We start from the raw sequence: 12,973 nt of genomic DNA, 5'->3' as shown, positions 1-12,973 counted from the left end.
CTTAAAAAAATTATTTCCATTTGATATTACAGCCTAAACTCGGCTTCTGTGGTTCGGCGATACTTCTGTTGTAGATTACAGCATCAATAGCATTTCTCAAATCGCTTCCGCTTAAAGGAATTCCGTTTCCTGGTCGTGAATCATCCAATTGGCCTCTATAAAACAATTTATCTTGTGCATCAAATAGATAAAAATCAGGTGTGCAGGCTGCATCAAAAGCTTTGGCAACATCTTGACTTTCGTCATATAAATAAGGAAAGTCCATTTTGTTCTGAAAAGCGAATTCCCGCATCATTTCTGGACCATCTTCTGGATATTTTTCAGCATCGTTACTCGAAATCGCAATTATTCCCAAACCTTGAACCCGATAGTCATTTGCAATCATCAAAACCTCTTCCAAAACATGGTGCACAAAAGGGCAATGATTGCATATAAACATTACAAGCGTTCCCTTCATACCTTTCAGTTCATCAAAAGAATAATGGTAGTTTGAATTTGTATCTCTTAACCTGAAAGAAGGAGCTAAAGTTTGTAATGGTAGCATATTTGAAGGTGTTCTTGCCATTATTTATGGTTCTTTTTCATTTATCGAAGTTTGTTTGTATAACTTTCAGATATGGTATGTGAAATTTATAGTTTTAAAAGCTAAATATAATAAAAAAAATTAGAAATTTGAATTCCGAATATTTAATATTAATAATAAATTAATGAATAAAATATGCATTCAGAAATATCTTGGTCGGATTTTGAGAAAGTGGAAATTCTAGTTGGCACAATTACAGCAGTTAACGATTTTCCTGAAGCTAGAAAACCTGCTTTTCAACTGACAATTGACTTTGGAGACAGGGTAGGAATTAGGAAATCTTCGGCTCAAATCACAAAATTATATAACAAAGAACATTTGCTTAACCGACAGATAGTTGCGGTTGTAAATTTTCCTAAAAAACAAATCGGAAAATTCATGAGCGAATGCTTGGTTTTGGGAGCTGTTGGCGAAGAAGGCGATGTTGTTTTGTTGAGTCCTGATTTTCAGGTAGCGAATGGGTTGAGGATTGGATAAAAACTCAAAAGTCTGAAAATCTTTCGACTTTCAGACTTTTAAATTTTATGATTATCAACAATTAAATATCATCAAAATCTATATCGGTAAAGCTGTTTACTTTTGGTTCAGCAACTGTCTCAAGTTCTGCTTTATCGTTGAAATATTCTCTTTTGAAATCTTTTTGGTGCCTTTCAGAAATTACTTCCTCGCCTTTGTGGTTCAAAACATAAGAGGTCATTTCGTCTAGAATTTCTGCGAAAGCGGTAAAATCTTCTTTATACAAGTAAATCTTGTGCTTCTTGAAGTGGAATGAACCATCTTCTTCAGTAAATTTTTTGCTTTCGGTAATCGTGATATAATAATCATCGGCCTTTGTAGCTCTAACATCGAAGAAATAAGTTCTTCTTCCTGCTCTTAAAACTTTAGAAAAAATTTCTTCTTTTTCTAACATATCATTTTCTCTCATAATCCTTCTATCTATATTTGGGTTGTGTTTTGTAGAACTCAAAAATCAGAAAAAAAAGTTAATTGACCAACATTTTATATCATTTCTTTTTCAGAAAGTTGTTTAATATATAACTCTTTGTAATATCCTTCTTGGTTTACGAGTTGATTATGAGAACCTTGTTGTATGATTTTTCCATCATCTAAAATGATAATCTTGTCGGCATTTTTGGCCGAAGAAACCCTGTGTGTAACGATAATCGTGGTTTTGTTTTTGCAAAATTCAAGCAGATTATTAAGAATTGCTTCTTCGGTTTCCGTATCAACTGCTGAAAGTGAATCGTCAAGCAAGAGAATTGCCGGATCTTTTATTATGGCTCTTGCAATAGAAACACGCTGTTTTTGTCCGCCCGAAAGTGTGATGCCTCGTTCGCCCAAAATGGTTTCGTATTGCATATTGAAATTGATTATATTGTTGTGAACAACTGCCATCTTTGCCGCTTCGATCACTTCTTCTTCGGTTGCATCTTCTTTTCCGAACTTGATGTTGTTTTTTATTGAATCAGAAAATAAAAAGGCATCCTGAGGTACAACTCCGATGCTGTCCCTCAAATCAAAAAGATGCTGTTGGCTGATTTCTTTTCCGTCGATAGTGATACTTCCGTCGGTTACGTCGTATAATCTACTAATTAAGGACAAAATACTCGATTTTCCAGAACCTGTTTTTCCAAGAATTGCCAAAGTCTCTCCTTTATTAATAGTGAAAGAAATGTCTTTTAATGCTTGAATATTAGTGTCTTCATAAGTAAAACTCACATTATTGAAAGCAATTGCACCTTGAATAACAGAATGTTCCTTTGAATTATTCTTGATATCCGGTTGAATTTTCAAAAATTCGTTGATTCTCTTCTGTGAAGCTTCGGCCTCCTGAACCATCGATGAAACCCATCCTAAAGAAGCAACAGGCCAGGTTAGCATGTTTACATATAAAATAAATTCAGCAATGATTCCAATGCTAGCAATGCTTCCATTGATGTACATCATTCCTCCGAAATAGATCACAACTAGGTTGCTTACACCAATCAAAGCAATCATCAAAGGACCAAAAAAAGAGTTCACTATTGCAAGATTCATGCTTTTTTGTTTGCTTTCTTCAGATAAATCAATCATATTGTTTTGGTATTGATTTTCTAAAGAATATGCTTTTATCACTCTTATTCCAGAAAAAACTTCCTGCGAAAAGGTGGATAATTTGGATAAATTTTGCTGAAAGGCTGTACTTCGCTTGTTGATTTCGGTACTTAACTTAAAAATAGTATAAGACAGAAAAGGTAGTGGAAGTAGGGTATAAAGCGTTAAAGTTGGCGAAACGTTATACATATATACTATCACAATTGCAAAACGGATGAAAGTATTTATGGAATACATTACAGCTGGACCAACATACATTCTGACTTTTCCGACATCTTCGCTAATTCGGTTCATCAAATCTCCCGTTCTGTTTTGCTTATAAAAATTCTGTGAAAGATTTTCATACTGCCGGAAAACTTCATTCTTCAAGTCGAATTCTACGTGACGTGACATTACAATCAAGGTTTGTCGCATCAGGAAAGTCAAGATTCCTGCAATTATGGTTGTGGCGATGATAAATAGGATATTGTGAAGTAATTCCGTCTTTACAAAACTAGTATCCACAACCTGAGTGCTTTTCATATAATCTTCAATAGCGTTAAGCGATTTACTGATTAATTTCGGCGTGAACAACATGAAAATTTGCGCGATGATGGTAGTAATTATTCCGAACAAAAAACGGTATTTGTATTTGACGAAATATTTATTTAAATATTGTAATTCTTTCATTATATTGTGACAATCTAATATATTATTAAATTTAATTAGTTAAAAATGCCAATAAAGTACATTTTTGGTTTTAAGGTATAAAGAACAAATTTATTAGGGTATTGCTAAAAAAAACCAAATCTATTGCAATGTTTTGATTAAAACTGTAAATTTGTACTGTCTTTTTGATAAAGTCATAATTCATTTAATAAATTAAGTACTATGATAACAGAAGTATTAACCCCAAAAGAACTTCACAAAATTGATCCAGTTTTTGGACAAGTATCATTTGATAACCACGAACAAATTGTTTTTTGCAACGACAAAGATACTGGTTTAAAAGCAATAATTGGTATTCATAACACAGTTTTAGGACCAGCTTTGGGAGGAACAAGGATGTGGAAATATGCAAATGAATGGGAGGCTTTGAACGACGTTTTGAGACTGTCTCGTGGAATGACTTATAAATCAGCAATTACAGGTTTGAATCTTGGAGGAGGTAAAGCCGTTATCATTGGTGATTCAAAAATTGATAAAACACCTGAAATGATTCGCAAGTTTGGAGAATATGTAAACTCTCTAAGCGGAAAATATATCACTGCTGAAGATGTAGGAACTACAACCGAAGATATGGACAATATCAGAGAAGTAACAAAGTTTGTTACTGGTGTTTCTGTAGAAAAAGGTGGTTCTGGAAATCCTTCTCCTGTAACCGCTTACGGTGTTTATATGGGAATGAAAGCAGCTGCAAAATACCAATTTGGCAGTGAGATATTAGAAGGAAAAAAGATTTTGGTTCAAGGTATTGGTCACGTTGGAGAAACGTTGGTTGATTTCTTAACTAAAGAAGGGGCTCAAGTCCAGATTACCGACATCAATCAAGGTAGACTGGAAGAAGTTAGCCAAAAATATGGCGCTTCAATTTTTACTGGAGCTGATATTTACAGTGCTGATGTTGATATTTACTCACCTTGTGCACTTGGAGCTACAATCAATGATGAAACCATTAATAAATTGAAAGCCAGGGTTATTGCTGGTGCGGCAAATAATCAATTGGCAAACGATGCAATCCACGGTCAGATCTTGAAAGGAAAAGACATTCTTTATGCTCCAGATTTCTTGATCAATGCGGGTGGAATCATCAATGTTTATGCTGAAATTGTGGGTTATGACAGTGCTGAAGCAATGAGAAGAACGGAGAACATCTACAACACAACTTTAGAGATTTTTGCTTTTGCAGAACAAAACGGTATCACTACTCAAGAAGCTGCCATGAGAATTGCACAAAACAGAATCGATACTAGAAAAAAAGAAAACGCAACTAAATAAGGAGCATTTTCAATATTATTACTATTTTTGCAAAGCGAAAGAATTTCTTTCGCTTTGTTAATTTTATAAAAGTTCTTACCCGTGTTAAACAGAAGACATATTCGTGTTAAAGTGATGCAAACTATTTATGCCATGCATCAAAGCAAATCAGACAATCTTGAAAAAGAAGAAAAATTTTTATTCTACAGTGTCGAAAATATCCAGGATTTATATTTGATTATGCTTTCGTCTTTGATTGAAATCAAGAAAACAGAAGAAGTTTTTTTAGATAAATCAAGTAAGAAACATTTGGTAACTCCAGAAGAACGCAACCCCAACAAAAAATTCATCAACAATCAAGTAATTGAATTATTATCAGAAAGCAACTCTTTGAGCATTGCTTTAGAGAATAGAAAGATTAACAATTGGGAATTGGCCGATGAATACATCCAGATTTTGCTTCAGGAAATCAAAAAAAGCGATTTCTATGAAAAGTATATGACCAATCGTCTCAATAATTTTGAAGAAGACAAACAATTTGTTCTGGATATTTTTACTGAAATCATAGTCCCAAATGAAAAGCTTTATGAATATCTTGAAGACAATAAACTGACTTGGATTGATGATATTCCGTTGGTGAATACTGAAATCATCAAGCAATTGAAAGCAATCAAGGAAAATAGCGAGATCAAGATTCCAAAGCTTTACAAAGATGCAGATGACAAGGATTTTGTGAAAGATTTGTTTAGGAAAACGGTTTTGAATGAAGGAGCTTTCGCAAAGGAATATATGGATAAAACTCCAAACTGGGATACGGAAAGGATTGCCGAATTGGATACTATCATTTTAAAGATGGCAATTTGTGAGTTTTTGAAATTCCCTTCGATTCCAGTGAAAGTTACTATGAACGAATATTTAGAATTGGCCAAGGAATATTCTACACCAAAAAGCAGTATTTTCATAAATGGAATCCTGGATAATCTGGTTAAAGAATTCCAAGCAAATGATAAATTGAATAAAATAGGAAGAGGTTTAATGTAATCTTAATAATTATTATGATCAATAAAGCGTTAAGTATTGTTGCTGTTGCATTGTTGTTGGTAACAGTATCTTGTAAGAAAGAAACAAGTGTGGTTGCTGAAGGAAATTCAGATGGAAAATTTGCAACGATGAGTTTTGATAAAACAGAACACGATTTCGGAACAATAGATGAAGGTGATAAAGTGGAAACCGTTTTCACATTCACAAATAAGGGTGAAGCAGATTTGTTAATTACGGATGCAAAAGGTTCTTGTGGATGCACAGTTCCAGAATATCCTAAAGAACCAGTGAAGCCGGGTGAAAAAGCTAAAATTAGAGTTTCCTTTAGTTCAATTGGAAAAAAAGGGATGCAAAATAAAACGGTTACTCTTACTGCAAATACTAAATCTGGTGCAGAACAATTGACAATAAAAGCTAGTGTAACTCCAGATCCAAATAAAGTTGTTGATCCCAAAAAACCACTCACTCCAGAACAACTAAAGCAAAGGGAACTTGAAAGACAAGAATTAAGAAAAAAAATAATCCAAAAACAAGGAAATAAATAATGGAAAATTATATGACTTTTTTGCCTTATGTGGCAATGATTGCAGTTTTTTACTTTTTAATGATAAAGCCTCAACAAAATAGGGCTAAAAAAGAAAGAGCTTTTGAAACTGGCCTAAAAGTAGGGGACAAGATTATTACAAAAAGCGGTATCCACGGAAAAATTTCAGAATTGGCCGATACTACAATCGTAATTGAAACGATGTCAGGTAAATTAAAAATGGAACGTTCTGCAATTTCTATGGAAATGAGTTCAAAATTAAATGCTTCGCCAATTATCAAGAAATAATTTTTTTATTCTTATAAAATGAAAAACGCTCCAATCACGGAGCGTTTTTTTATGCATCAAATCAAGATTATTTTTTCTTTTTCTTTGAAGAAGTTTTTGACTTAGAATCTTTCTTGGTTTTCTTTTCTGCTTTACTTTCAATATTTGTAAAATCAGTAGTTGCTGTAAGCTCCGCAATTTTTACGATTACATCAATTGCTTTTTGCATGCTTTCAACCGGAACATATTCATATTTTCCGTGGAAATTATGTCCACCTGCAAAAATATTCGGACAAGGCAATCCCATATAGGACAATCTGCAACCGTCAGTTCCGCCACGAATAGGTTTGATGAGTGGTTTAATGTTCAATTGTTTCATTGCCTTTTCAGCTAAATCAACAATATATTTTACCGGTTCAACCATCTCTTTCATATTGTAGTACTGGTCTTTCACTTCAGTAATTACAATATCTTCACCAAATTGTTTCGCAAATTTCTTGTTGAATTTTCTAGTGATATCGTGGATCAATTCCTTTCTTTTCAAGAATTTTTTCGCATCGTGGTCACGGATAATCAATTCCAGAACCGTTTCCTCAATACTTCCTTTTAAATGGTGAACGTGAAAAAATCCTTCGTAGCCTTTAGTTTCTTCAGGAGTTTCACCTTTAGGCAATTCATTGATGAAATCATTGGCAATCAACATCGAGTTGATCATTTTTCCTTTTGCATAACCTGGATGAACGCTTTTTCCTTTGAACGTAATTTTCGCTCCAGCAGCATTAAAGTTTTCATATTCCAATTCTCCAATTTGGCTTCCGTCCATCGTGTAAGCCCATTGAGCTCCGAATTTCTTCACATCAAATAAATCAGCACCACGACCAATTTCCTCATCTGGTGTAAACCCAACCCTGATTTTTCCGTGCTTGATTTGTGGATTCTGAACCAAATATTCCATAGCGGTAACAATCTCTGTTAAACCAGCTTTATCATCAGCACCAAGCAAAGTTGTTCCATCCGTTGTAATGATGGTTTGTCCTTTATATTGCAATAGATCCTTGAAATAATTTGGAGATAAAACGATATTTTGTTCAGCATTCAAAACAATATCGTCACCGTCATAATTTTCTACAATTTGTGGTTTCACATTAAAACCTGTAAAATCTGGAGTAGTGTCATAATGTGCTACAAAACCAATCGTTGGCACTTCATGCTCAACATTACTTGCAAGTGTTCCCATTACGTAACCATTTCGGTCTTTGGTAACTTCGGTCAAGCCGATGGCTTTTAATTCCTTAACCAATAAATTGGCCAAAACCAATTGCTTTTTAGTACTTGGAGTGGTTTCAGAATTCGGATCCGATTCTGTATCAATGGTAACATAGCTGAAAAAACGATCAATAATGTGTTGCATAATTTATTTTTGAAGTATTATGAATTTTATGAGGACAAAGATACAAATTGTTAACTTTTTACAATGTTAAGTTTATCAATAAATACCTCTATTGTTCGGTTATAATTGGTGCTGCCAAGCAACTTTCTGGAATGGAAAAAGCATCTACCAAAGCAACAGCATTCGGACGAAGATCCCAACACAATTGATTCACCATTTTCCGAATGGCTTTCGTTTTTACACCTTCCATATAACCATCTTCCAGAAACCAACCTTTGTTTTTTTCTATTTGTGAAAGAGCATAAAGCTGGCATAATTCGGTTAGAATTGCTTTGCAGTTTTCATCCTTAGTGTTCTCAATTGCAGTATAAAATTGTTCTAAAACCACTCGTTCCAGATAGGCTTGAGCCACTTCAATCATTTGATGTTGCACCACATTAAAGGCATCATAGGAATCTAATCCACCATCGATAAGCTTTTTCAAACGCTTTGCAGCCGAATTTAAAATTTGTTTTTCTCTGTATTGAAAGGCATTCAAATGAAATTCCCTGTCAAGTAGATGGGCTTCATCGGTGTTTCTGGTTGCAAACGGATTTTTCTGAGAAATCACCGTTTTCGCCTGATCATATACATAATTGATGATACCAAAAGCATTCATTTCTCCAAACTCCTTCCTGAATTCCGACAATCGATTTTTGGCTACCAATTGCATCAAAACCGTATTGTCTCCTTCAAAAGTGGTGTAAATTTCCGTGTCATTTTTCAAGGCATCAATCCTGTTTTCTGACAGATAGCCTTTTCCGCCACAGGCTTCACGGCTTTCCTGCAAAGTATCTCTAGTGTTCCAAGTAGAGTAGGCTTTCATTCCCGCTGCAAGTGCCTCGATTTCCTGCATTTCCTCTTCCTTTTTATGGATGAATCTTTGCGTAACGTATTGCAGTCCGAAGTGAATCGCGTAGACTTTCGCCAAATAAGGAAAGAGTCTTCTCTGGTGCATCCTGTAATTCAAGATTGGTACTTCCGAACCACCTTCCGGACCAAATTGCCTTCTGGTATCGCTGTATTTTATGGCAATGGTCAAACCTGATTTTGCGGCTGCTAAAGCCGAACGTGGAATACCGATTCGACCTCCAACCAAAGTGCCAAGCATTGTAAAAAACCGTCTGTTGTCACTAGGAATAGGACTTTCAAATTCCCCTTTTTCATTTATCTGTGCAAAACGATCCAACATATTCTCTTTCGGAATCACCACATTATGAAATTGGATGATGCCATTGTCAACACCGTTCAATCCCATCTTCAAACCGCAATCCTTGATGGTAATTCCTTCTAAAACATTCATTTCCACATCCCGCAACGGAACGATAAAAGCATTCACGCCAAAATCATGTCCGTCGATGATCAGTTTTGCAAAAACTGTTGCCATCCTTCCATGATTGGCCGCGTTGCCAATATATTCCTTTTGGGCATTTTCATGTGGGGTATGAATTGTAAAGGTTTTATCTTCGTGATTGTAAGTTGCAGTCGTTTCTATTCCTTTCACATTCGACCCGTGATGGGTTTCGGTCATGGCAAAACAACCAGGTAAATCAAGCGTTCCAACATCTCTCAAGTATTTTTCATAATGTTTTTCCGTTCCCAGCGATTGGATGCTCATTCCCCAAAGTCCGAATTGAACACCGAATTTTATCACCAAGCTCAAATCGTGGTAGCTCAATGTTTCCATTATTGCAAAATAATCGGCAATATTTTCGCCACCTCCATACTTTTTTGGATAGGCCATGTTGCCAAGATTTTCATCAGCTAGAATCTTGCACCATTCCAATACTTTTTTCCTATAAACAAAAATATCGGTCGAAGTTTCATATTCAAATTCAGGTCTTGAAATCACTTCCTTTACCTTATTGATAATTGGAGCCTCTTCTCCGTCAAGGATGGATGTCAGTTTGGCAACATCAAATTCAGTTACAGTTCCATATTCCGAAGTAATGGTTTTCGGACTTTCCTTAAAGATGTTGATGACTTCCTCGCTTAAAAGACCAAGGTTGTTTTCTAGTTCTTCAAATTGAGGTTTATAAGTAATAATTGTGTCATCTTTATCAGAAAGTGATACAATCAAATCGAAAAGGGTTGTAATTTTCTGTGAAGATGCAATTTGCCTTTCAATGGTTTTTTTCCAATCCGATAATTCCGATCGGGAAGGAGGAACAGCAAGATTTATTTTGGATAAAAGAAATTCTTTTTCTTCTGGCTTTAGCCAATCTCGGGAAGAAATAAATACAGACAAGGTTTCGAATTCTTTTTTGGTCAAGATGTCATCCGACCAAGCCAAATATAAATAGGGAAGAAATATAGAAAGTTCAGAAGTGTTCATAGATAAGGTTTTAGTGTTTTCTAAAAATAAGAAATAACTATCAAAACCCTTTTAAAGAATTGTTAATTTAAAAATTTGTGTTTAGGTTTACTTTTTCTGTGATTGATATCTTCGAAGCGAATGAATCGCATTCATCTGAATTTTTTGTTGCATAAAATCCGTCCATCCCAAAAGATAACCCGGCAATCCTAGAGCCTGTTTGCTCCATTTCCAAATATCAAAATGATCCGTGTGTTTGATGATGAGTCCATCTTTGAACACAAAAGAAGCCTTAATTACATTCACAACATCACGATTGGTTTTACTGAAATTATAAGTAGCCACCCATTTTGCGGAACCTGAAAATTCATCAGCCGTTACATCCGAAAACTCAATCTTTAAATTGCCTTTGCTTTTCTCGATGAGCATTTCCCACATGTCTAGTACATCTTGTCCTTCCAATTTACCAAAAGCAGGGTCTTGAAATTGAATATCTTTATGATAACAGCTCGCCATTGTTTTTGCATTTCCTTCTGCAAATCCGGCATAGAATTCTTCAATCAGGTGTTGTTTCTGGTTCATGATTTAGTTGTAAAGAGATTTTATTTCTGTTTTTGTATCGAAGGTTTTTGATTCTTCGGAAGTGCCAAACGTTTGAAAATCCGATTTTTTGTTGATTGCTGTAAAATGACCTGTTTTACTGCTAAAAGTATCTTCATTTCCTTTGATTCTAAATCGAACATCGGTCACGAGAATCCCTTTTAATTTGTTCATTTCGGTTGCAGTTAGGAAATAATAGGCAATTGTTTTCTTTCCTTTTAATTCTCGAATGCCTTTATCGGTACAGGTTATATACGAACCATCTTCTAAAATAATATAAACTGTATCGCCTATATAAAATGTTTCGTTTGAAACTTCGATGCCCAATTTCAGCAATCCGCCTTTTTCGGTTTTTGCAATCTGAACTTCTAAAATTCCCGTATAGGCATAGTCTTTACAGGAAAATTTCCAAGTACTGGTTGCATTATATTCCTTTCCGTCCTTGGCAATCATCTTTTCTTGGGCCGTTGCAAAAAAGGATTGGGTTATGAACAATAGTATAAATAGGTGTTTAATAAGTGAGGGTTTTTGCATTTTGTTTTTGGTCTTTTTATTTATATTCGTCGGTCCAATCGGTCGATTTTATAGCCGAAACTTTATTTTCATTATTGATAGTCACTCGTAATTCCTTGGTTACAAAAGTTCGTTGGTATTCGGCCTTGTATCGAAAAACATAGCTGTCTTCATTCACATTATGAATCACTTGGGCCAATTTTATATCCTTGAAATCACCATATTTTATTCTGTATTTTCTACATGTACTCGTCAATCGTTCCAAAGTGGTGTTCTGAATTACAGATTCTGTAGCTTCACTTTTACTAAAAGGCTTGAATTTAGAGGTGTTGCAGGTCATCAAAACCCTTTTTCCTAAAGCATAAGCTTTGTCTTTTTTTGCTTTATCAACACTTGTGGGTTCAACAATTTCGATTTTTGGTATTTCGGCAACTTTGCTTTTAGATTTACATGCATTCAACACAAAAACAGTTAGGATTAAAAGTACAATCGTTTTTTTCATAGTTCGTTTATTTTTAATAGTAGATCGGGGTTGGGACAATTTTTAAGATAGAAATCCAAATCATTCTGGCTGGAAACTCCGGGGTAATCTCCTTCATAATCTTCGATTTGGTCTATGATTTGAAAGTGCAAATGTGGTGCATAGTCTCCATTAACGGATGAATCTCCCAAAGTTCCAAGCTGTTCTCCTGCTTTGAAAGTGGTTCCGATTTTTAATGTTTCGATACTTTCAATGGATAAATGACCGTATAAAGTGTAAAATTCAACACCATCGATTTTATGTTTCAGGATAATTGTAGGGCCATAATTTCCCAAGCCAACATTGTAATCAAAACTGTGAACAATTCCGTCAAGTGCCGAAAGTACAGGGGTTTCTTCCTTGATCCATAAATCAATTCCAATATGGATGTTTCGTTCCTCTAATTCAATATCATTAAAGATATTGCTTCTTTTATATAGATTTCTGAATTCCTTATAGCCACCAAAAGCAACCTTTGCATTATCTTTTTTCAAATAGTTACTGATATAATCTTCAAAATCATCTACATTTTTCAAAGTCAATAAAGCAGTATTTGAAATGGACAAATCGATGGGTTTATATTGTTGATAGGGAATGGAAGCATCAATAACTTTTACGTTCTTTTGGGCTAATAAAACAGATTCTAATGGAGACATTCTGGTTTGGATTTAATTCAGTTTAAATTTAAAATAAAAAAAGCCAACATAAAAATTTTACATTGGCATTATAACGTTTAATTAAGAAACTAATTATTTTTTGATTTCGATTTTAGAATCTTCACCCGAAACTTTAACGGTTGTTTTTTTATCGCCATCTTTAGTGGAAACATCAAGTCCATCTTTTCCTATTGATACTGATGTTCCATCTTCTTCCTCAACTTCTGGAGCTGCAGGAACTGGTGGTGGAGCAGGAGCTGCAACTGGTTCTGGTGGAGGTGGTGGAGGAACGGTGGTGTCTTTTTTGCACGATATAATTGCCATCATTGACATTACACCTAAAGCGAATACGATTTTTTTCATATTTTTTGGTTTTGGTTATACAAATTGAACTTTAAATATACGGCTTTTATTGTATAGTTCAATCTTTTATAGCTCATATGATTTGACAAAAAA

At 34.7% G+C, this 12,973-nt stretch carries 15 protein-coding genes; 5 read left to right on the top strand and 10 right to left on the bottom strand.

Annotated features, from left to right (window positions below; genetic code table 11):
- Positions 1–10 precede the first annotated feature (10 nt).
- Positions 11–565, bottom strand: coding sequence for a thioredoxin family protein (locus J2X31_RS07680; RefSeq protein WP_310025751.1), 555 nt, complete (start codon positions 563–565; stop codon positions 11–13).
- Between the two features lie 153 nt (positions 566–718).
- On the opposite strand from J2X31_RS07680, the gene J2X31_RS07675 reads away from it, so the two are divergent.
- Positions 719–1,060, top strand: coding sequence for a tRNA-binding protein (locus J2X31_RS07675; RefSeq protein WP_310025750.1), 342 nt, complete (start codon positions 719–721; stop codon positions 1,058–1,060).
- A 61-nt stretch (positions 1,061–1,121) separates the two neighbouring features.
- Here the strand turns inward: J2X31_RS07675 and J2X31_RS07670 are convergent, their stop codons facing one another.
- Positions 1,122–1,508 carry a PUR family DNA/RNA-binding protein gene (locus J2X31_RS07670; RefSeq protein WP_310025747.1) on the bottom strand — a complete coding sequence of 129 codons (387 nt, stop codon included), beginning with the start codon at positions 1,506–1,508 and terminating at the stop codon, positions 1,122–1,124.
- Positions 1,509–1,582: 74 nt separating this feature from the next.
- On the bottom strand, positions 1,583–3,346 hold the full coding sequence (locus J2X31_RS07665) for an ABC transporter ATP-binding protein (protein ID WP_310025745.1): 1,764 nt from the start codon (positions 3,344–3,346) through the stop codon (positions 1,583–1,585).
- A 201-nt stretch (positions 3,347–3,547) separates the two neighbouring features.
- Here J2X31_RS07665 and J2X31_RS07660 point away from each other — a divergent pair, with 201 nt between their 5' ends.
- From J2X31_RS07660 to yajC, 4 genes are all read left to right on the top strand, one after another.
- Complete coding sequence (locus tag J2X31_RS07660) at positions 3,548–4,654, top strand: Glu/Leu/Phe/Val family dehydrogenase (RefSeq protein ID WP_310025744.1); 1,107 nt, start codon at positions 3,548–3,550, stop codon at positions 4,652–4,654.
- Positions 4,655–4,768: 114 nt separating this feature from the next.
- Positions 4,769–5,674, top strand: coding sequence for a transcription antitermination factor NusB (nusB, locus tag J2X31_RS07655; RefSeq protein ID WP_310025784.1), 906 nt, complete (start codon positions 4,769–4,771; stop codon positions 5,672–5,674).
- A gap of 14 nt (positions 5,675–5,688) precedes the next feature.
- Positions 5,689–6,219 carry a DUF1573 domain-containing protein gene (locus tag J2X31_RS07650; RefSeq protein WP_310025743.1) on the top strand — a complete coding sequence of 177 codons (531 nt, stop codon included), beginning with the start codon at positions 5,689–5,691 and terminating at the stop codon, positions 6,217–6,219.
- Entirely contained in the window at positions 6,219–6,506 is a 288-nt protein-coding gene (yajC, locus tag J2X31_RS07645) for a preprotein translocase subunit YajC (RefSeq protein WP_310025742.1), read from the top strand. Before J2X31_RS07650 ends, yajC begins: the two co-directional genes overlap by 1 nt.
- Positions 6,507–6,573: 67 nt before the next feature.
- Here the strand turns inward: yajC and pepT are convergent, their stop codons facing one another.
- From pepT to J2X31_RS07610, 7 genes are all read right to left on the bottom strand, one after another.
- Complete coding sequence (pepT, locus tag J2X31_RS07640) at positions 6,574–7,896, bottom strand: peptidase T (RefSeq protein ID WP_310025739.1); 1,323 nt, start codon at positions 7,894–7,896, stop codon at positions 6,574–6,576.
- Between the two features lie 88 nt (positions 7,897–7,984).
- On the bottom strand, positions 7,985–10,249 hold the full coding sequence (locus J2X31_RS07635) for an acyl-CoA dehydrogenase family protein (RefSeq protein ID WP_310025738.1): 2,265 nt from the start codon (positions 10,247–10,249) through the stop codon (positions 7,985–7,987).
- Positions 10,250–10,336: 87 nt separating this feature from the next.
- The gene (locus J2X31_RS07630; protein ID WP_310025736.1) at positions 10,337–10,810 is read right to left on the bottom strand and encodes a nuclear transport factor 2 family protein; all 474 of its coding nucleotides are present in this window, start codon (positions 10,808–10,810) and stop codon (positions 10,337–10,339) included.
- Positions 10,811–10,813: 3 nt separating this feature from the next.
- A complete protein-coding gene (locus J2X31_RS07625) occupies positions 10,814–11,362 on the bottom strand; it encodes a hypothetical protein (RefSeq protein WP_310025734.1) in 549 nt (182 codons plus the stop codon).
- A 16-nt stretch (positions 11,363–11,378) separates the two neighbouring features.
- Positions 11,379–11,843, bottom strand: a complete 465-nt coding sequence (locus J2X31_RS07620; RefSeq protein WP_310025733.1) for a hypothetical protein — start codon at positions 11,841–11,843, stop codon at positions 11,379–11,381.
- Positions 11,840–12,517, bottom strand: a complete 678-nt coding sequence (locus J2X31_RS07615) for a peptidoglycan DD-metalloendopeptidase family protein (protein ID WP_310025732.1) — start codon at positions 12,515–12,517, stop codon at positions 11,840–11,842. Before J2X31_RS07615 ends, J2X31_RS07620 begins: the two co-directional genes overlap by 4 nt.
- 93 nt (positions 12,518–12,610) lie before the next feature.
- Positions 12,611–12,880, bottom strand: coding sequence for a hypothetical protein (locus tag J2X31_RS07610; RefSeq protein ID WP_310025730.1), 270 nt, complete (start codon positions 12,878–12,880; stop codon positions 12,611–12,613).
- Positions 12,881–12,973 lie beyond the last annotated feature (93 nt).

This window comes from Flavobacterium arsenatis (assembly GCF_031456785.1).
In the GTDB taxonomy this organism is placed as follows: domain Bacteria; phylum Bacteroidota; class Bacteroidia; order Flavobacteriales; family Flavobacteriaceae; genus Flavobacterium; species Flavobacterium arsenatis.
This window is presented reverse-complemented; position numbering and strand designations above follow the sequence as displayed.